The sequence below is a fragment of the Mycobacteroides franklinii genome (genome assembly GCF_001853795.1).
Classification (GTDB): domain Bacteria; phylum Actinomycetota; class Actinomycetes; order Mycobacteriales; family Mycobacteriaceae; genus Mycobacterium; species Mycobacterium franklinii.
On the sequence record NZ_MLIK01000019.1, the window covers coordinates 1,197,514 to 1,216,569 of the forward strand.

Sequence of the window (19,056 nt, forward strand, 5' to 3'; positions counted from 1 at the left end):
CCGGGCGCGGTTGGATGTAGGCATGTCCAACGATCTCGCTGCCAAGGCCGCCCTGCTGAAGTCTCTGCATGTTCCCGGTGATCCGGTATTTCTGCCGACGGTGTGGGATGCGTGGTCGGCCAAGCTGGCCGCGGATGCCGGATTCTCCGCGCTGACGGTGGGCTCGCATCCGCTGGCCGATTCTGTGGGCAAGGCGGACGCGGAGGGCATGTCGTTCGACGATGTGGTGGCGCGGGTCTCGCAGATCACGGCGGCGGTGGATCTGCCGGTGTCGGTGGATATCGAGTCCGGCTATGCGCAGACGCCGCAGCGTCTCATCGAAGGACTGATCGAAGCGGGCGCCGTCGGCCTGAACATCGAGGACTCCGTGCACAGCGAGGGCGGACGGATTCGTGAGCCCCAGGAGCATGCGGATCTTGTTGCCGCGCTTCGGGTCGCGGCCGACCAGGCGGGTGTCCCGGTGGTGATCAATGCGCGTACCGACATCCTCCTTCGGCAGATCGGCGACGAGTCGGATCGGGTGGATCGGGCCATCGCGCGACTGAAGTTGGCCGCCGATGCGGGCGCCGACTCCCTGTATCCGGTGGGTCGTCATGAGCCGGATGTGCAGCGGCGCTTGACATCTGAACTGCCTCTTCCGGTGAACGCCATCGCGCTCCCGGACGTTGACGATCCGGCGTCGTTTGGCCCGCTGGGGGTCGGACGGATCAGCTTCGGCCCGTTCCTTCAGCGAGCGCTGTCGACGCGGGCCGAGGAGATCCTCGGACGCTGGCGTTAGGCCATATCGGCCGTCACCGGGTGTACCGCCGAGACCAACTGTGTGAGCAGTTCGGCGAGGCGCTGATAGGCGTCCTCACGCCCACTGGTCGCCCGGTACACCAAACCGATTCGGCGGCCCGGCACCGGATCGGCGAAGGTGGCCGTCGCCAGTCCGCCGCTCGCGGTTTCCGCGGTGACGGCGGTGCCGGGGATCAGGGTGACCCCGAGGCCGCCCTCGACACATTGCACGGCGGTGGCCAGGGAGGCGGCGCGGGTGTGGCCGAGATCGGGACGCACCCCGGCGAGCTGGCACACCTCCAGGGCCTGATCGCGTAGGCAATGACCCTCATCCAGCAACAACAACGGCATGTCGGCAAGCACCGCGGGATTGACCGCGCGGCTGCCGGCGAGCGGATGTCCGGACGGTAGGGCAAGGACGAAGTCCTCCCGGTACATCGGAATTTCGGCCATGCCCTGGGTTTGCGCGGGCAAGGCCATCACCGCCACGTCCAGGGATCCATCGGTGAGCGACCGCAGTAGCCGTCCGGTCTGGTCCTCGGTGACCCGCAGTGACATCTCGGGGAACTCGCGGGCCAGACCGCTGAGCACCATGGGCAGCACGTAGGGCGCCACCGTGGGGATCAGGCCCAGTCGCAGCGTCTGGGCAAACGGGTCGCGCACGCCGCTTGCCGCAGAGGTGAATTCGTCCACCGCGGTAAGCGCGGCGATGGCCTTCTCCAGGAGCGCCTCGCCCTCGGGGGTGAGCAGCACCTTGCGGGTGTTGCGTTCAACAAGCCGCACGCCGAGTCCTTCTTCGAGCATGGACAGGGCCTGCGATAGCGAGGGCTGGCTCACGCCAAGCTCGGCGGCCGCGCTTCCGAAATGGCGTTTACGTGCGATAGCCACAAAAGCGCGCAGGCCGACCACTGTCGGCTGATAACTACGATCGGACATACCTATCAATATAGTGCCAACAATCACGTTTTGTTTTGGAAGAATTTCCGGCACGATGGTGCCAGTAAGCATTCAGCGAATACATGAAGGAGAATCGTGACTCTGCGGACCATCGGCGATGAATTCCCGGCCTACAACCTGACTGCGGTCATCGGCGGCGATCTGTCGAAGGTGAACGCGCAGCAGCCCGACGACTACTTCACCACTGTCACCAGCGACGACCACCCCGGCAAGTGGCGCGTGATCTTCTTCTGGCCCAAGGACTTCACCTTTGTGTGCCCCACCGAGATCGCCGCGTTCGGTCGTCTGAACGACGAGTTCGCCGACCGCGACACCCAGGTGCTGGGCGCCTCCGTGGACAACGAGTTCGTGCACTTCCAGTGGCGCGCGCAGCACGAGGACCTCAAGACCCTCCCGTTCCCGATGCTCAGCGACCTCAAGCGCGAGCTGGCCGAGGCCGCGGGCGTGCTGAACTCCGATGGTGTCGCCGACCGCGCCACCTTCATCGTCGACCCCGACAACATCATCCAGTTCGTCTCTGTCACAGCCGGTTCGGTGGGCCGCAATGTGGAAGAGGTCCTCCGTGTGCTGGACGCACTGCAGTCCGACGAGCTGTGCGCCTGCAACTGGCGCAAGGGCGACCCGACGATTGACGCGGGCGAGCTGATGAGCGCGGGTGTCTGAGCATGGGCATTGACAACCTGAAGGAAGCGCTGCCGGAGTACGCCAAGGACCTCAAGCTCAACTTGGGTACGGTCGCCCGTGGCACCGTGCTGTCCCCGAGCCAGCTCTGGGGCACCCTCGTCGCCACGGCGGCTGCCACCCGGAACGAGCAGGTGTTCAAGGAGATTCGCGAGGAGGCGGCGGGCATCTTGGCCCCCGAGGCTCTCGATGCGGCGTTGGGCGCCGCATCCATCATGGCGATGACCAACGTGTTCTACCGCGGTCGTGGTTTCCTCGATGGCGCCTATGACGACCTGCGCCCGGGGCTGCGGATGAACATCATCGGTAACCCCGGTGTTGACAAGGCCGAGTTCGAGCTGTGGTCCTTCGCGGTGTCGACCATCAACGGCTGCCACTTCTGCGTCAGTTCACACGAGAAGGTGCTGCGCGAGGCCGGGCTGACCCGCGAGCAGGTGCTCGAGGCCCTCAAGATCGCGGCGATTGTTGCCGGTGTCGCACAGGCGCTGGCCACGGTGCCCGCGCTCGTCTAAGTAACGTCATGAAGGCCGCCTGCATGAGTGTGCAGGCGGCCTTTGTCATATCGGCGGGAGATCACGAATTGTTCAGTGCGCCCAGCGCTGACCGTGTGGTCAAGATTCTCGCCGTCCGCTCCGCGCACCAGGCCAGCGCCTGGTTGTGTCCCGTTGAGGTGTAGTCCGCCACCGCGTCGGAGACGATGAAGGCCTGGATGTCGTTCTGGATGGCATCGGTGGACGTAGCGGTGATCCCCGAGAAGGCGTAGACGCCCGCGATGATCAACTGGTCCCGGTTGGCGTTGCGCAGGATGTCCAGGAGATCGGAACGAAAGAACTCGCTGTACTTCCATTTGGTGAGAACGGTATCGGCGGCCGTCGGCTCGAGCGGATCGACGATGGCCCGCTCGGCGTCGTCGTCCGGCATGCCGGGGCCGTAGAGCTGGCCGAAGAGCCCGCGTTGCTCTTTCGTCATGCCTCCGGGTTGTGCCGAGTAGTACACCGGTACCTGGTGCGTGTGTGCGGTATCGAGCAGGCTCTTGATGTTCTCGAGCACTGTCACGATGGGATCAGACTGCGGCGCATACGCCTTGATGAAGTAGTGCTGCATGTCGTGGACCAGCAGCACTGCGCGATCCGGTTCGAGCGTCCAGGGCGCGCTGGTGGCCGGCACGTGGATTGCGCTGAACGGGTATGTGATTGACCCGGTAGGCCGGACGTCGGCATGTGCGCTCGCGGGCATGCCGAGACCCAGTGCTGCGGCCGGTAGTGCCACAGAGCTCGAACGAAGGAAGGTGCGTCTGCGCATCGAGCTACTCTCCCACTTGAACGCGGGTGGTGGGAATGGCAAGGAGCACACGCCGGGTCGGGGCGGGGCTAGGAGACCGGCGTACGCCTCACTCTGTCCAGACATCCTCGACATAGCGATCGGTTTCGACGAGTTCGATGAGCCAGTCCCGGGCCTGCGACTCGTCCGCACCAGTGTGTTCCCGGTAGATATGCAAGAACGCATCTCGGACGGCGGGGGCCATCTTGCCGCCATCACCACAGACGTACACATGCGTCTGTTTGGCCGGATCGCCGAGCAGATCCCAGATGTCGTCCGCGTCGGCGGCAATCCGGTCTTGTACGTACTTGACACCGTTCTCAGATGCGCGGGAGAAGGCCGGGCGCATCTGGACCACGCCGGACCGCTCCGCGGCCTCGAACTCCTCGCGGAAGAGATAGTCCACCTCGGGGTGTCGAATGCCGAAGAAGCACAGTGCCGGGGCGAACGGCTCACCGGCGTCCAGCGCGGCCAGCCGGTCACCGACAAAGCCACGGAACGGTGCGACTCCGGTACCGGCGCTGACGAGGATGACATTCCGGGAGGGGGCGGCCCCTGCCCGGAAGGCTTGCCGGGCTTGGTCAACCCGAGCCCGGATATGTTGCCCCGGTTGGACGTTGGCCAGATAGTTGGAGGCGACCCCCTGAAAATCTCCGAACCCTGACCTGGCTGGGGCGTCGAGCACGCTGACGACCAGCTCGACGACTCTCGGACTTTGCCGGTTTGAGGAAGCGATCGAATAGTGCCGTGGGGTCATCGGTTCGAGTAGTTCAAGCAGTTCGGCCCGTGACAACTTGGTGGCGGGGAACTCGAGTAGACACCCTGCGATACCGAGCGAGCGAGTTTCCGGATGTGTGGCGAGTGCCTCCAGCGCGGCCCGTTCCGGCGGGCAGGGATTCGCCGCCGCTAGCCGAAGCAGTTGGGTTCTCGTGGCCGGTTTGCGTAGCTCGAGGAAGTGGGTCAGTAGCTCCCGCACGCTCACCTCACGGTCCAGGGCGATCGCCCGGCGGGTGCTACGCCGGGCATTGACCGATATCCGTCGGTCGAGTACGAGACCGAGCAGTTCTGCGGCCTTATCCACTATCTCGGGCTGGTTGTCTGCGAGGACGGTGAGATGATCGCCTGTGCGGTAATCGATGTCGTCGGGCAGTGCGATACGTACCAGCCGCTTGGCCTGCCCCAGAGAATTGTCGGCGCTGACCAATTCGCGGTTGTCCAGGACGGTCATCGGCACCACCTCGAACCGGGCATCGATCGCCGCCGTCACGGGCCCGTCGATGGCGCGTAGTTCGTAGAGAGGCCCCTCGGGCGGGGCGGTGAACGCGTCCGCGCCGGTGACACTGCCCAACGAAGTCCACAGGGCTTGCGAAAATGCCTCGACGGTGCCCGCGAAATCGCCGGAGGTGTCTGCTTCACCTCGGGGGAGGATCGGTGCGCCGCCGTATGCGGCGAGACCTTCGTCGATCCTCCTGGGTATTGCTTGGTAGGTCTCAGCCCAGTTCCGGTCGCCGATTCCGAGGACTGCGTAGCGCAACCCGTTGTCCGGGTGAGGTTTTACGCTATCGAGCCAGGCGAGAAACCGTCGGGCATCGTCGGTCGGTTGACCGTTGTAGGACGCGGCGACCACGACCATCGCGCCCCCGGTGGGTAGGGCTTCTACCGCGTCATCCAGGGGAGCGACGGTCGTCCGGTATCCAAGATCGGTGGCTTCATCGGCCAGTTGGTGTGCCAGTGCCCGGCAGGTACCGAGATTTGAGCCATGGAAGACGGTCAGTGTCGAGCCCGGCTTGGCGGTGGCCGTCGGTTGTCGCGTCTCGTGCGGTGCGGCGGTAGCGGCGGCGGTTGGCTCATGCCGGCGGTCCTGGGAACTGCGTCGCACCAAGCCAATTCGGAAGCCGACGGGTTTCCGAAGGAGATCGCTGTGGGTACGCAACTGGTAGTGCTCGGAGTCGATGAAGCGGTATCGGTGTACCAGTGTGGCGATCGCCATGGTCGCCTCGTGCAGTGCGAATTGCCGTCCGATACAGGATCGGGCTCCGGTGCCAAAGGGCTTGAACAGGTTTACCGGCCGCCCGGCTGATCTTTCCGGTGAGAACCGGTCAGGATCGAAGGTTTCCACGTTGTCACCCCATTGCGGCTGCCGGTGCAACGAGGTGGTGAGGACGGTGACAACCTCGCCCTGTCGCACCGGATAACGCCCCGCGAGCAGGGTGTCTTCGGTGGCCATGCGGTCGAATTCGCGGACCGGTGGTGAGAGCCTCAATGTCTCGTCCACGATTTGGCGGATGTAGCGAAGCTTGCCGATCTCGTCGAACGTGGGCGTGTGTTCGTCTTCCGGCCCGAACAGCGCGTCCACCTCCGCCTGCGCCCGGTGAAGCACGGCAGGGTTTTTGACCAGGCTGTAGAGCGCGGTGGGCATCACCGTGGACGTGGTGTCCTGTCCGGCGATCAAGAACGTGAGGACCTGCGAGTGGATGCTGCTCAGTTCCAGCGCCGGTCGTGTCTCAGAACCGGGTGCGAGCATGAGCCCCAGTAGATTTTCATGCTCGGCAGCATCGTTGCCGTGCTGAGCGATGAGCGCGTCGATGAAGGTATGTAGTTTCTGCTGTTCCGCCGTGAACAGATCCTGGTCGCCGCCTCCCGGGGCCAGCATCTGTTGCAGTGCAAGGGCAAAGCTCAGCGGGACGGGCGCGAGCCCCTCTCGCTGGTAGGAATCGAACCGTGTGCCGAACCCGGCCAGGCCGACGGTATCCATGGCCAGTTTTGCCAGATCCTCGGCGACATCCACAAGCGGGCCGTCGGTGCTCGCGTCCCAGCGGGCGAGGAGTTGGCGGTTGATATCGAGCATGGCGGGGTGATAGTTGCGCAGACCGCTGTAGCTGAAGCCGGGGAGCAGGACATCGTGGGCCTTCTGCCAATTCGGCTCGCCCGGGTAGGCGGTGAACAGCCCGTCGCCCGCAAGGGGACGGAACCGATCCAATCGGTCGGTGATGCCCTTGATGAATCGGGTCTCGTCGCAGAGCTCCTCGACCAGATCCAGCGAACAGGCGTACAGCCGCCGCGAAACCCCGAAGTCCGCGTAGAAAAGCGGTCCGAGCTCTTCGACAAGCAGATCTGCGGGCAGTGCGTACGGTCGGCCGGGCAGCGGGCCGGGTGGCAGTGTTCGTCCGTCGGCGCAGGGAATCCCGTCGATTTCTGGGGGGAGCGCGGGCGATGTGTATTCGCCCGGCTCCACCACTCGAATATCGCGGCTCATGTGTGTCCACCCTTCGTTTCCGGCGGTGTAGTCAAATGTCTACATCATGCTTCGGCCATCACTGTACACATACGACTACAGCCCCGATGTGACAGGGAATTAGGGGTAGTTCGATTGTCCTGCGCCTGGGCGTTCGCGCATGTGATACCGGTGAAATCTCGTGGCGGGAGTTACCGGGTTTCGGGAAACTGCCGGTTACGCGCTGGGTGAGCAGGTTGTGGCGCTGTCAGTTGCCTGACCGTCGGAACCCTTGCAGCGGTGTCCCAGTAGCGCGACCAGTCGCTGGACCACCGTCTCGGCTGCGCCGTCGGTCAGCTTGTCCTTGGCGTAGGTGGTGTGCGAGACGATGTCTCCACCTTGTGGGTCACAGAAGAAGTCACCTGGGTTGCACACGTCAATCACCTTGTGCAGCAGGTCTTCACGGATCGAAGGGCTCTGGTCGAGGCCGGGTGGCCGGACGTTCTTGGGATCCCCGAAGAGCACGATGGAGACGATGCGGTCTTCCAGTCCGGCCGGCAGAGGATTGGTGAAGGTGTAGGTCCCCGGCGGGGTGTTGCCCAGCAGCACGTCTACCACCGCCGCGCCCTGGGCATACCCACCGACGACGAACTTCATCTTCGGGCAGTCGGCGGCCGTCTTCTGAATGTGCTTGCTCAGGTCGTCGGACCCCTTGCCGGCCTGGAGGAAGTCGATGCTCGCGGGGTAGTCGACCCCGTACGTGTCGATGCTCATTCCCTTGGCGCCCCGCAGCTGCTTCTTCACCGCATCGGTGAAGGACTTGCCGACATCGCCGAGTCCCGCCGGCTCGTTGGTACCGCGCGCGAATGCCAGGTCGATATCGGCGCAGCTCGATGCGTGTGCCGGCGCCGGTGACTGCATTGCATAGCCGCCGAACAGGATGGGGAATGCAGCGACGGCAGCTGCCGCCCGACACATTGCGGTTCGCACTCGCTATGCCTTTCGTGGTGGACTGCGTGGACAATCGCGCTATTCGTCCAATCCAACGTACCGAGCGCCCGAATTGGCTACTCAGTGGCTCGAATATGTGACGGGGTTGCGACACGGCCGAATTAGTGATGTTGCTCTCACCGGGATATGGTGCTGATAAGCCGGTTCGAATATCGGGTCTGTAGCAAGCGGTTGCCCAGTTGTGGCGGCGGAAACAGGCATGGTGGCCCGTCCGGCGGTGGGGTCGGGGTGGAAGTTGCCTGTCATCACTTGCAACATACGAGCACGTCAAGGCATTGCTCAGATAAGTTACCCTGTTCGTGGGCTCGGGGTTCCAACGCGAAAGACAAGGTGAAATGTCAAGAGAGTTGACCGACCTTGAGATGCTCAGCGAGTTGGAACCCGTTGCTGAAGCCAACCTCAACCGGCATTTGTCTGTGACCACGGAGTGGCATCCGCACGACTATGTTCCCTGGGATCGGGGCCGCAATTTCGCGCAAATGGGCGGCGAAGACTGGGAACCCGAGCAGTCGCAGCTGAGCGAGCTCGCAAAAGCGGCGATGATCACCAATCTGCTCACCGAGGACAACCTGCCGTCCTATCACCGTCAGGCGGCCAAATACTTCGGTCTGGATGGCGCCTGGGGGACCTGGGTGGGCCGCTGGACCGCGGAGGAGAACCGGCACGGCATCGTCATCCGCGATTACCTCGTCGTGACGCGTGGGGTGGATCCGGTGGCCCTGGAACGCGCACGCATGGAGCACATGACCGCGGGCTTCGACGCCACCGACGAAGAGGAATCGGTACACAAAACCGATTTCCTGTTGTCGGTCGCTTACACCACGCTGCAGGAACTGGCGACCCGAGTCAGCCATCGCAACACCGGCAAGGTGTGTAATGACCCCGTCGCCGACCGGATGTTGCAGCGTGTGGCCGCCGACGAGAACCTGCACATGATCTTCTATCGCAATATGTGCAGTGCCGCACTGGATCTCGTTCCGGATCAGGCATTGGAAGCGATCGGCGCGGTGATCGAGAACTTCCGGATGCCCGGGCAGGGCATGCCCAACTTCCGTCGTAACGGTGTGCTGATGGCCAAGCACGGCATCTACGACCCGCGTCAGCATCTCGAAGAGGTGGTCACGCCGAACCTGCGCAAGTGGCGCATTTTCGATCGCAACGACTTCACCGCCAAGGGCGAAGCACGTCGCGACCAGTTGGCCGCCTACGTGGAAGACCTGAAATGCCAAGTGGTCAAGTTCGAAGAACAGCGCGATCGCATGCTCGCCCGCGAGGCCAAGAAGCGAGAAGCCCACGCCGGATAGCGCGGGCTCCTCGTCTGGCGTCTCCGATTACTTGGTGATCTCGATTTTCTGCACCTCGGCATTGGCGTGGGCGCCGGCGACCTTGATGGTCAGGATGCCCGCGTCGTAGCTCGCCGAGATCGCGTCACCCGTCACATGGTTGGGCAGGGTGAAGCTACGGCGGAACTTCCCGTACCGGACCTCGCGCAGCACGCGTCCTTCTGTTTGTTCGGCGCGCTCGTCACGACGCTCACCGGACACCACCAGCTTCCCGCGCTCGACCTCGACCGTGACGTCCTTCTCGACGTCAACACCGGGAAGATCGAGGCGTACCAGGGCGTCATCTCCGTCCTTCACCACTTCGGCGGACGGGACGAAACCGGGGGTGGGCCAGCTCGTCGCCGGGCCGAAGGACTGGCGTACCAGGGCGTCGAACTCGGCGAACGGGCCGCGACGTGTCCATACCAGATTGCTCATAGCTCTCTCCTCATCTGCGGGGCCGGAATTTCGGACCGGCCGTCACTCCTTCAAACTTGAGCGCCGCGCGCTTAAGTTCCATTTTCGGTACGCCCAGGGCGAACGGGGTTTATGCGTGGCCCGCGGAAGTATCGGTGAGCCACCTGTCGAGTGGTGCGGTGATCTCGATAGGCCTCGATAGGCAAGGTGTTTCGGTATTGCGCGCCGGAGGCCAATTCCAAGGTTGGCCCGGTAGCCTCGCCGCGTGCCCGAGCAGCCAGCAGAGAACCAGAAGGCGTCAGCGCGCGTCGTCCTGCGGCACGCCCTGGCCAGCGTGGGACCGTCCCTCGGGACCTACTACCTCTTGCGTGCGGCAGGGCAACCCGAGATCCACGCGTTGATCGCGGCCACCGTGGTTTCCGGCATCCAGGTGCTGTTCAAGGTCGCCAAGAACCGCAAGTTCGACGTGCTGTCGGGCTTTCTGATGTTCAACTTCGGGCTCAGCCTGGTCATCGCACTGGTCACTTCTGACGCGCGCATGGCTCAGGTGTCCAACACCATTCCCGGGATCTTGCTTTCGCTGTTTCTGATAGGCAGCGCGCTGGTCGGTAAACCGCTCACCGAGTTGATGATCGCCAAAGCTCGGCCCGGGCGAATCGACGAGATCGCGGCCGAACACCACTGGTCCGATAAGGACTTCACGTCCTATCACCGGATGCATGTGCACGTGACGTTGTGGTGCGGTGTCATCAGCCTGCTGCTGTCGGCCATCTCGATCGTCATCATCTACAGCTTCTCGGTCGATGTGGCCCAGGCGGTGAACCAAATCTTCTCCCTGGTGACCACGATTGGCCTGATCATCGGCATGATTGTGGTTATCCGTCGCTACCTGCAGCGGGTGATGTACGACTCGCCTGCGGCGTAACGAACGGATACAGTCGCGCGGTGTCCTTGACCACCGAGCAGCCCGGTACCGAGAGCGGGGTCTCGCCCCGGCAGCTGCTGATCGAGGGACTGCTCAATGTCGGACCGGCGCTGTGCGCCTATTTCGGGCTGCGCCTGGTCGGATTCTCGGAGCTGCATGCGCTGATGGCCGCGACCGCGGTGTCGGCCACCCAGGCATTGGTGAAGATGGCGTGGAAGCGGGCACTCGACCCGGTTTCGCTACTGGTGGTGCCGATCTTCGGAGTCAGCCTCATCATGGCGTGGCTGACCCGCGACCCACGCTTGTCGCAGGTCACCAACGAGGTACCCGGCATGCTGCTGGCTACGTACTTCCTGGTCAGCGCACTCATCGGTAAACCACTGACCGAGCTGCTGGTCACCAAGCTGTGGCCCGGCGGTGTCGAGAAACTTGCAGCGGAACAGGGCTGGACCGACGAGGACCAACGCTCGTACCACCGGCTGCATGTACTTGTCAGTTTCTGGTGCGGGATCTTCAGCCTGCTGTTCTGTGCCCTGATGGTCGTGATCATCTACAGCTTCTCCGTCGACGTGGTGCAGGCCGTGAACCCTGTGGTGTCCATGCTTACGACCGGGGGACTCATCGTGGGCGTTGTCGTTGCGATCCGGATGTACCTGCGCCGCAAGGAACGAGCGCTGTCCGGCCGGTAGGCGGATCTTTCTCAGACTCTCTCAGATTGCGTCGGTACCGTCGCTGTGGTGAGTGGGTTGGGTAAGGGTGCAGGGAAATTCACACTTGGCCATGCATTGGTCAGCGCAGGGCTCGGACTGGGAACGTACTACGGCATGCGCCTGCTGGGCGCTTCGGAGTTGCATGCCCTGATGGCCGCGGCGGTGGTGTCGGCGCTACGCGTCATCTACACCGCATTGCGGGACAAGCGCTTCGACATTGTCGCGGGATTCATCATGCTGATGCACGGTGCGACACTTGTGGTCGCGCTGCTGACCAGCTCACCGCAGCTGGCACAGCTCACTCACGTGGTCCCAGTGGTGCTGTTCGGCTTGTTCTATGTCGGTAGCTGCCTGACGAAACGACCGCTCACCGAGGTCATCGTCGACATGATTCGCCCGGGCTGGGTGGCACGTCACCACTGGAGCGACGCGGACTTGCGTGCCTACCACCGGATGCATGTGCGGCTCTGCGTGATCGTCGGCTCGCTGGAATTGGTGCAGGCTGCCGTGATGGCGGGCGTGATCTTGCGGTACCCGGTGGATATCGCGCAGGCGGCCAACGGGCTCATGGCGGCCGTGGGCAGTGCCGCGCGGCTGGCGTTCGTGATCGCGATGATCTGGATCTTCCTGCGCCGCCGCGGCCATCACCAGCCGTCGCCGCTACGCCAATCGCAGGTCAGCGAGCCGGATGGATCGACTCCGGAGCTCATCGGCAGTACGTGCACGCCCTCGTCCGTGGCGGGCACGATGCCTTCGGCGGTCATCACAGGCGTAGTGCCCACCCAGGGCACCCAGCCACGCGCACGATAGAACGCGGCGACGTCGTCGCCGGCGCTCAGCGCGCCCAGTTCGTAGGCGCCCCGCAAGACTTGTTCGGCCGCGTCCATGATCGCGGCGCCAAGTCCATGTCCGCGCCAGTCGCTATCTACCGCAACGCCTTCCACATACCCGGCGCGTAGTGCGCGCCCCTGGTGCAGCAGCCGGCGCTGGATCACCGCGGCATGGGCGATGAGTATGCCGTGGTACCAGATGAGTGCATGCATTCCGCCGAGGCAATGCTCCCAGTCTTCCTCGGTGAAGTCGCCCTCGAATGCGTCTACGAGTAATTCGCGTGCCGCGCAACGTGTTTCGCTATCCAGATCGGCGGTGTGAATCAGCCGCGCGGTGTGCGTCCGGATGACGGGGACGGTTGGCATATTGGACACAGCACACATCTCCTAAGTTATGCGCGGTCGTGACCAATAGAACCGGACGGACTGTCCTGGCCGCACCTGGGCCGCCAGATCCACGTCGTGATCGGTGATCACTCCGATCACCGGATAGCCTCCGGTCACCGGATGGTCGGGGCCCAGGATGACGGGCTGGCCGCCGGGTGGCACCTGGATGGCACCGCGCACCACGCCTTCGCTAGGCAGCTGCCGCGCCGGGTCGCGCAGTTCCAACGGCTTGCCAATCAGCCGGGTACCCACCCTGTCGCTGCGGTCGGAGACGATCCAGTTCCCGTGGATCAGCGCATCGGGGTCGGCGAACCAATCGTCACGCGGGCCGGGCACCACCTTGAGCTCAACGACGTCATCGGAGATCGTCGCCACGGGAGCCTGCTCTACCTCCGGGAAGGAGGGGGATCGTGGCCCGACGGGCAGTCTGTCGCCGGCCTGCAGCGGCTTGGGGCCGATACCGGACATGATGTCGAAGCTGCGTGAGCCCATCACCGGCGCCACACTGACCCCGCCGCGCACCGCCACGTAGCTGCGTAACCCGCTGCGTGGTGCGCCCAGGGACACCACATCCCCGTGCTGGACCATGACGATGCTGTTGGTGCCGAAGGGAATTCCGTTGACGGATGGGTCGGTATTGGCGCCGGTGACCGCCACCACCACATCGTCGCCGGATACCCGAAATGACATACCGCCCAGGGTCACCTCGATGGTCGCCAGGTTGTCGGGATTGGCCACCAGCCGGTTGGCCAGGGAATGCGAACGGCGGTCCGCCGCCCCCGAGCGTCCGACACCCATGGCCGCCTTGCCGACGCGGCCGAGGTCCTGGACCAGGGCGAGTGGGCCGGTGCGCATCACTTCCAGGGTGGGCCTCATGACGTCACCTCCCGAAACTGGACACGAGTGCCCGGGGTGAGCAGGGCGGGCGGGTTGCGGTCGAGATCCCAGACGACGGCGTCGGTGGTGCCGATCAGCTGCCAGCCGCCGGGGGACTCGCGTGGGTAGATCCCGCTGAATTCACCGGCGAGTGCCACCGCGCCGGCGGGCACTTTGGTACGCGGGTCGGCGCGGCGGGGGATGGCAAGGCGGGGATCACCTCCCACGAGATACGCGAATCCCGGTGAGAATCCACAGAATCCGACCGTCCAGACCGTTCCGGTGTGCGCCGCGATGACACCGTCGACACTCAACCCGGTGCGCTCGGCGACCTCCTCGAGATCGAGACCGTCATACCGGACCGGGATGGTCACCGGTGGCGCTGCGGTGTCGTCCGGCGTGCCGGGTGGTGCCGTGCGCTGTGTCAGCCGGTGACGAACTATGGCCTGGTCAGCTGGCGCGCGGAGCTTGAGGAGGACGGTGCGGGAGGCGGGAACGATGTCGGTGACGCCGTCGATAGGGTCGGCATTCAGTGCTGACGTCCACGCCAGCACTTCCTGCACGGATGCGCATTCGAGCAGTAACGCCCGATCCCCGTGATCCCGCACCTTCAAATCCGTTGCGGTACTCATATTTCGACGGTACCCCCGTGGCTGCGCCTAGGGGCGCATTTATTCCGCCTGTGTATAAGTCGGCTCGTTCCGCTTGATGTAGGCGATCACTCGATAGGTAACGGGAAGCATCACGATCTCCACCACCGACTTGAAGACCCAGCCCAACGCCGTGTACGTGGCCAGCTGGCCGAAGGTGTGAATACCGAGCGCGGTGGCCGCAATGGAGCAGAACACCAGCGAATCCGCGAACTCGCCGACGACGGTCGAGCCCACCAACCGCGCCCAGAGATGCCGTTCCTTGGAGCGCTTCTTCATCCGCACCACGACGAGCGCGTTAAGTGTTTGTCCAACAAGGTATCCGGCGAGCCCGGCAACCATGAGTGTGGTGATGCTTTCCACGATGGTGGCGAAGGCCTCTTGATTGGGGTAAAACTCGGCGGCCGGCAGTATTTTGGCAGTCCACAACACCAGGCACGCGAGTGCCTCCATCGCGAACCCGAGCAGGATCACCCGGTTGGTGGCGCGATACCCGTAGACCTCACTGAGCACATCGCCGATCACGTAGCTAAGGGGAAACAGCACAAACGCGCCATCGGTGATCAGCGACCAACTGCCGACGACGGGCCCGAAACCAATTGCCTTGGTGGCAGCCACGTTCGAGATAAGTACGACTCCGACAAAGACGGCGGACAGTAACGGATAGTAGCTGCGGCCTACCTGGGCGAAGACCACCTGCTCTTGCGGACTCTTCTCGATGTCGCTTGTCGCCATTCCGCGAAGTCTAAGGTGCGTGCTTGCACTGAGGTGCGGGTGGATTTGTCGCGCAGGGCCGCGGGCGGTTGGGCATAGTGGCAGCCAAGTAGATCAGCAGTGCCGCCGCGGCCAGATACACGATGAAGGCGATCATCACGGCGCGCAGCCGCTGTCCGCGGGCAAACGCCAGCGGCAAGGTGCCCGCGGCCAGCAGCCCGAACGGGATGGCGAGCATCATCCCTAAGATCAGGCCGTAGCCGTGCGGATCGGCGAACGGATCCGAAGACAGCCGGGACGACAACACCATGAATGCCGCCAGCCCGAAGAAGCCGAGGGCGGTGGCGCCGATGACACCGCCCACCACGCGAATCGCGACGTCAGCCCAATACGGCTGCGGGCGCGCGGGTGGGTAGGTCATCACCCCGAAATTCGGGCCAGCTGAGGAACCAGGTTGTCGACCACGTAGGTCAGGCTCAGCGGTGAGCTGAAGTTGATGGCCCCGGCCAGCTCCTTGGTGGTGAAGATGCTGCGATCCAGCAGCGAGGGGCCCAGCTTGGTGATCACGGGATCGGTCTTGAGCGCAGCGGTCTGCTCATCGGATTCGGTACCCCACAGCAGCACGTCGGCCTGGCCGAGCACGGTGGAGAGCTGATCGGTCGGAAGATGCGCGAGCTGATCGCCCTTGGCGTAGGTCTCCAACTCGGCAGGCGTGGTCAGCCCGAGGCCGGCGAGGAATCCGGTGCGTGGTCCGGACCGGTAGGCGATGGCCTGTCCGTCGAGCAATTCGCCCTGCAGGTAGATCACCTTCTTGTCCTTGAACCCGGCGTGTGCGGATGTGGCGGAGCCGAACTTGCTATCGACGGCCTGAACCACGGCGTCCATCTCCGCGGGCTTGAACACCGCCTGGCCAATGGCCTTGGCCTGGTCCTTCCAGGGTTCGAAGAACGCGTATCGACCGGACTGGGCGATGGTCGGAGCGATCTCCGAGAGTTTGGTGTAGGTGTCCTGGTCGAGCCCGGCGTCGGCGGCGAGGATGAGGTCGGGCTTCAGGGATGTGATCTTGTCGACCATCAGCCCGTCGGTGAGGGTGAGCACTTCGGGTGTGGCGTCACCGAGCCGCGCTGTGGCCCATGGCCAGGTTGCGAAGGGGAAGCCGCCATACCAGTCGGTAACCGCTATCGGGATGATTCCCAGCGCCAGCAGGTAGTCGTGGCCGGTGTAACCGGCGCTGACGATGCGCTTCGGCGGGGCCTTGACCTCAGTCTTACCGAATGCGTGCGTGATGACGGCGGTGCCGTCGCGCTCCGATGTGGGGGTTGAGTCCTTGGAGCAGGCGGCCAGCGCACTGCCCGCGGCAAGGGCGGCACCGGCGGCAAGAAGTCCGCGGCGAGTGATCATCCCAGGTGGCACACATCGAGAGTAGCTGGCGCGCGCAACCCAGGTGCTGTTGCGATTCGCGGCATTGTCCTACGAACGGCAGACCAGCCGCCGTGCCGCCTCGGCGGCGGCCGCGCGACGATCCGCGAGCATCTCCTCGCCCAAGGGTTCGCCGACAATCCGGTCGATGCCGAATCCGCTCGCCGCCATGGAATAGGCGATATCGATCAGCATCATGAGCAGACTCCTCGGCTCCCATGTGGGATCGATGAGCCCGGTCTGCTGCCCCTTGCGGACCTCAGCGAGCTTGGCTTGGAAGATGCGGCGCAATACGTGGTTGTCGAACATCCCCTCGGGGGACTCCAGCTCGATCCAGCGCTGTAGCCGTGCGCCGTGAGGGTCAGCGATGATGTTGTCGAACAGGCCCGCGACGTAGCCGGGAATGTCGTCGGCGCGCAGCGGCACCTTGTACGGTGCGTCATCGATCCATTGCGCCACAACGGCTTCAAACAGTTGTTCCTTGCTCTCGAAGTAGCTGTACAACCGCTCCTTGCTCGCGTTCGCGTTGGTGGCGATGCGGTTCAGCCGTGCGCCGGCGAAGCCGTACTCGGTGAACTCGGCCTTGGCGGCGGTCATGATCCTGTCGTGCGTCGCTTGGCCCGCGGCTCGCATGGCGCTCACCAGAGCAGCACCGGTTTGATGGCGCTACCGGATCGCGCGTCCGTGACGGCGTGATCGATATCGCGTGCCTGGTAGGTGCTGATGAGTGATTCGATAGGAAAGCGACCCTGTGCGTGCAGCCGCAACAGTTCGGGGATGAACTCGTGCGGGTTGGCGTCGCCCTCGATGCATCCACGGATCACCTTGCCGCCGAACATGAGATCGGTGAGGTCGATCGTTCCGCGTGAGGCGCCGAGTCCAACCAGAACTAGCACACCGCGCTGTCGCAGCAGGCCGAGTGCGGTCGCGATGACATCGGGATTCGCCGTCGTATCGAGGGCGTGCGTGGCCCCGCGGGCGACGGCGGATACGTCCTCGGCCACCGGATCGACGGTGAGAGTCGCGCCCAGCTCGACGGCCTTATCGCGGCGCGAGGCCACCGGGTCGACGGCGATGATCGTCTGCACCCCGATCGCCTTGGCGGCCATCACCGCGGCCAGGCCCACGCCGCCTGCGCCGAACACCACGAGACGTGAATCAGGTTCGGGTGCGAGCACATTGAGCACCGCACCGGCACCGGTTTGCAGACCACACCCCAGCGGCGCGGCGACGGCGAGATCGGTAGACGGATCTATCACGACGGTGTTGTCTGCTGCGGCCAGTGCGTACTGGGCGAAGCTGGACTGCCCGAAAAACGAGCCGAACAGGGTGGTTCCGTCCTGGGAAAGTGTCGATGACCCATCGAGCCGGGAGCCGGAGAGGTTGAGTCGGGCGGCCCGCGAGCAGTACGCAGGCTCGCCCACGCCGCACTGCCGGCACTGACCGCAGCTGCGGTAGCTCAAGACCACATGATCGCCCGGTTTGATGCCGATCACCTGATTGCCCACCGCTTCAACGACTCCCGCGCCCTCGTGGCCCAGCACCGCCGGTATCGGAACCTGTGCCTTGAAGGTCAGATCCGTATGGCACAGACCGGTGGCGTGGACCTTGACGAGCACTTCATCGGCGCGCGGCTCATCGAGTTCGACCTGTTCCAGCGTGAACGGGGACTGGGCCGAGCGGCTCAGTGCTGCGGTGACTTTCACTGATCGCGTTCGAGAAGGAAGTAGAGGTAGTTGCCGCTGGCCCGCTGGCGCTTGCCGTTCATGATGCCCATCAGCGTGTTCTCGTCGACCCACTTGAAGTGATCGAAGGTGGGCTGACCGTCATAGACCATGGTGCCGGTGACCTCGCCGCGGAACTCGATATCCCAGAGTGTCGCGCCACCCAGGCTCAAGGCGTTGTTGGAAAACAGGTTTCCGTCGTCGTCGTAACAGACGATGGGTTCGACGTCGTCGATGGACGTGAAGATCTTTCCGTACCAGCGCACCGCCGCCAGTTGGCCGTTCATCTTGTGCCCGGTGTGGAACTCATCGCCCTTCCAGCTGCCCAGCATGTCGCCGGGGCGGACGGTGTCGAGCACCGCCCAGATCTCGTCGAGATCGGCGGGGTTGACGTCCCGCTGACCACGGAGTTCGGCGAAACGAGTGCGTGCCTTGTCGACGTCCGTGTCTCTCCCAAGTCAGTTGGTTTGGGAAGGACGCTAACACCGAACCAAATGGTTCGGCAAGGATGAGTTTTGCCTAGCTGAGCAGCAATGAGGCGCCCAATGCGGTCATCACCACGGCGATCCCGCCGTCAAGCACCCGCCATGTTCCTGGTCGCTGGAACACTCCGGCGAGATGCCGCGCGCCGTATCCGAGTCCGACAAACCAGGTGACACTCGCGGTGAGGGCGCCCGCGCCGAACACCCAGCGCGCATCCTGGTGCGCATTGGCGAGGGAGCCGAGCAACACCACGGTGTCGAGGTAGACGTGTGGGTTCAGGAAGGTAATGGCCAACGCGGTCAACAACACTGCGCCGAGCCGGGCCGGATTGGATTCGGCCGGCACCAGAGTGCCGGGGCGTGCGGCACGACAGGCGGCCATCAACCCGTAGCCGATCAAAAACGCCGCGCCGCCCACTTTGGTGACCGTGAGCAGGCTCGGAGTCGCGGCGATCAGGCCTCCGAGTCCGCCGATCCCCGCCGTGATGAGCAGGAAGTCGCCGGTGATGCACACGGCGATCACCGGCAGGACGTGCTCACTGCGGATGCCCTGGCGGAGCACGAACGCATTCTGGGCGCCGATGGCGGCTATCAGGGACATCCCGGTCAGAAAGCCGAGAAAAAGGACGGTCACGAAGAC

20 protein-coding genes and 2 pseudogenes are annotated in these 19,056 nt (G+C 64.2%); 7 read left to right on the plus strand and 15 right to left on the minus strand.

Translation table 11 applies throughout. The features are described 5' to 3' along the window. Window positions 1-22: 22 nt before the first annotated feature. Window positions 23-778, plus strand: a complete 756-nt coding sequence (locus tag BKG76_RS13490) for an isocitrate lyase/PEP mutase family protein (RefSeq protein ID WP_070938086.1) — start codon at window positions 23-25, stop codon at window positions 776-778. Here BKG76_RS13490 and BKG76_RS13495 read toward each other — a convergent pair. Beyond that, window positions 775-1,713: a hydrogen peroxide-inducible genes activator gene (locus BKG76_RS13495; protein ID WP_070938087.1), complete on the minus strand. Its 939-nt coding sequence runs from the start codon at window positions 1,711-1,713 to the stop codon at window positions 775-777. The genes BKG76_RS13490 and BKG76_RS13495 overlap by 4 nt on opposite strands. Before the next feature lie 96 nt (window positions 1,714-1,809). Here BKG76_RS13495 and BKG76_RS13500 point away from each other — a divergent pair, with 96 nt between their 5' ends. After that, on the plus strand, window positions 1,810-2,397 hold the full coding sequence (locus BKG76_RS13500) for a peroxiredoxin (RefSeq protein WP_070938088.1): 588 nt from the start codon (window positions 1,810-1,812) through the stop codon (window positions 2,395-2,397). 2 nt (window positions 2,398-2,399) lie between these two features. Then, on the plus strand, window positions 2,400-2,927 hold the full coding sequence (locus BKG76_RS13505; protein ID WP_070938089.1) for a carboxymuconolactone decarboxylase family protein: 528 nt from the start codon (window positions 2,400-2,402) through the stop codon (window positions 2,925-2,927). Window positions 2,928-2,988: 61 nt separating this feature from the next. Here BKG76_RS13505 and BKG76_RS13510 read toward each other — a convergent pair whose 3' ends face one another. The 3 genes from BKG76_RS13510 to BKG76_RS13520 form a co-directional block, all read right to left on the minus strand. Continuing rightward, window positions 2,989-3,717, minus strand: coding sequence for an isochorismatase family protein (locus tag BKG76_RS13510; protein ID WP_070938090.1), 729 nt, complete (start codon window positions 3,715-3,717; stop codon window positions 2,989-2,991). 88 nt (window positions 3,718-3,805) lie between these two features. Beyond that, window positions 3,806-6,991: a bifunctional cytochrome P450/NADPH--P450 reductase gene (locus tag BKG76_RS13515; protein WP_070938091.1), complete on the minus strand. Its 3,186-nt coding sequence runs from the start codon at window positions 6,989-6,991 to the stop codon at window positions 3,806-3,808. A gap of 195 nt (window positions 6,992-7,186) precedes the next feature. Next, window positions 7,187-7,939, minus strand: coding sequence for a cutinase family protein (locus tag BKG76_RS13520; RefSeq protein ID WP_407937651.1), 753 nt, complete (start codon window positions 7,937-7,939; stop codon window positions 7,187-7,189). A 356-nt stretch (window positions 7,940-8,295) separates the two neighbouring features. On the opposite strand from BKG76_RS13520, the gene BKG76_RS13525 reads away from it, so the two are divergent. Beyond that, window positions 8,296-9,264 carry an acyl-ACP desaturase gene (locus BKG76_RS13525; RefSeq protein WP_070938092.1) on the plus strand — a complete coding sequence of 323 codons (969 nt, stop codon included), beginning with the start codon at window positions 8,296-8,298 and terminating at the stop codon, window positions 9,262-9,264. A gap of 27 nt (window positions 9,265-9,291) precedes the next feature. Here the strand turns inward: BKG76_RS13525 and BKG76_RS13530 are convergent, their stop codons facing one another. Beyond that, entirely contained in the window at window positions 9,292-9,720 is a 429-nt protein-coding gene (locus BKG76_RS13530) for an Hsp20/alpha crystallin family protein (protein WP_070938093.1), read from the minus strand. A 244-nt stretch (window positions 9,721-9,964) separates the two neighbouring features. On the opposite strand from BKG76_RS13530, the gene BKG76_RS13535 reads away from it, so the two are divergent. The 3 genes and pseudogenes from BKG76_RS13535 to BKG76_RS25450 form a co-directional block, all read left to right on the plus strand. Next, the gene (locus tag BKG76_RS13535) at window positions 9,965-10,624 is read left to right on the plus strand and encodes a VC0807 family protein (protein WP_070938094.1); all 660 of its coding nucleotides are present in this window, start codon (window positions 9,965-9,967) and stop codon (window positions 10,622-10,624) included. A gap of 20 nt (window positions 10,625-10,644) precedes the next feature. Then, window positions 10,645-11,313, plus strand: coding sequence for a VC0807 family protein (locus tag BKG76_RS13540; RefSeq protein ID WP_070938095.1), 669 nt, complete (start codon window positions 10,645-10,647; stop codon window positions 11,311-11,313). A gap of 48 nt (window positions 11,314-11,361) precedes the next feature. After that, window positions 11,362-11,925 (plus strand): annotated as a pseudogene (locus BKG76_RS25450) (VC0807 family protein); the annotation flags it as partial. A gap of 53 nt (window positions 11,926-11,978) precedes the next feature. On the opposite strand, the gene BKG76_RS13545 reads toward BKG76_RS25450, so the two are convergent. The 10 genes and pseudogenes from BKG76_RS13545 to BKG76_RS13590 all read right to left on the minus strand — a co-directional run bounded on the left by BKG76_RS13545 (window position 11,979) and on the right by BKG76_RS13590 (window position 19,050). Further along, window positions 11,979-12,530 carry a GNAT family N-acetyltransferase gene (locus BKG76_RS13545; RefSeq protein ID WP_070939208.1) on the minus strand — a complete coding sequence of 184 codons (552 nt, stop codon included), beginning with the start codon at window positions 12,528-12,530 and terminating at the stop codon, window positions 11,979-11,981. Between the two features lie 21 nt (window positions 12,531-12,551). Next, on the minus strand, window positions 12,552-13,427 hold the full coding sequence (locus BKG76_RS13550) for a 5-oxoprolinase subunit C family protein (RefSeq protein ID WP_070938096.1): 876 nt from the start codon (window positions 13,425-13,427) through the stop codon (window positions 12,552-12,554). After that, complete coding sequence (locus tag BKG76_RS13555; protein ID WP_070938097.1) at window positions 13,424-14,059, minus strand: 5-oxoprolinase subunit B family protein; 636 nt, start codon at window positions 14,057-14,059, stop codon at window positions 13,424-13,426. Before BKG76_RS13555 ends, BKG76_RS13550 begins: the two co-directional genes overlap by 4 nt. Window positions 14,060-14,098: 39 nt before the next feature. Continuing rightward, complete coding sequence (locus BKG76_RS13560; protein WP_070938098.1) at window positions 14,099-14,812, minus strand: queuosine precursor transporter; 714 nt, start codon at window positions 14,810-14,812, stop codon at window positions 14,099-14,101. A 10-nt stretch (window positions 14,813-14,822) separates the two neighbouring features. Beyond that, window positions 14,823-15,212, minus strand: coding sequence for a hypothetical protein (locus BKG76_RS13565; RefSeq protein ID WP_070939209.1), 390 nt, complete (start codon window positions 15,210-15,212; stop codon window positions 14,823-14,825). After that, window positions 15,212-16,192, minus strand: a complete 981-nt coding sequence (locus tag BKG76_RS13570; RefSeq protein WP_070938099.1) for an ABC transporter substrate-binding protein — start codon at window positions 16,190-16,192, stop codon at window positions 15,212-15,214. The genes BKG76_RS13565 and BKG76_RS13570 overlap by 1 nt, the downstream gene beginning before the upstream one ends. A 69-nt stretch (window positions 16,193-16,261) precedes the next feature. After that, entirely contained in the window at window positions 16,262-16,807 is a 546-nt protein-coding gene (locus BKG76_RS13575; RefSeq protein WP_165611535.1) for a TetR family transcriptional regulator, read from the minus strand. A gap of 41 nt (window positions 16,808-16,848) precedes the next feature. After that, window positions 16,849-17,916, minus strand: a complete 1,068-nt coding sequence (locus tag BKG76_RS13580) for an NAD(P)-dependent alcohol dehydrogenase (RefSeq protein ID WP_070938100.1) — start codon at window positions 17,914-17,916, stop codon at window positions 16,849-16,851. After that, window positions 17,913-18,377, minus strand: a pseudogene (locus tag BKG76_RS13585) (DUF4334 domain-containing protein); the annotation flags it as partial. The pseudogene BKG76_RS13585 and the gene BKG76_RS13580, both read right to left, overlap by 4 nt. 76 nt (window positions 18,378-18,453) lie before the next feature. Then, the gene (locus BKG76_RS13590) at window positions 18,454-19,050 is read right to left on the minus strand and encodes a LysE/ArgO family amino acid transporter (RefSeq protein ID WP_083338035.1); all 597 of its coding nucleotides are present in this window, start codon (window positions 19,048-19,050) and stop codon (window positions 18,454-18,456) included. Window positions 19,051-19,056: the final 6 nt, after the last annotated feature.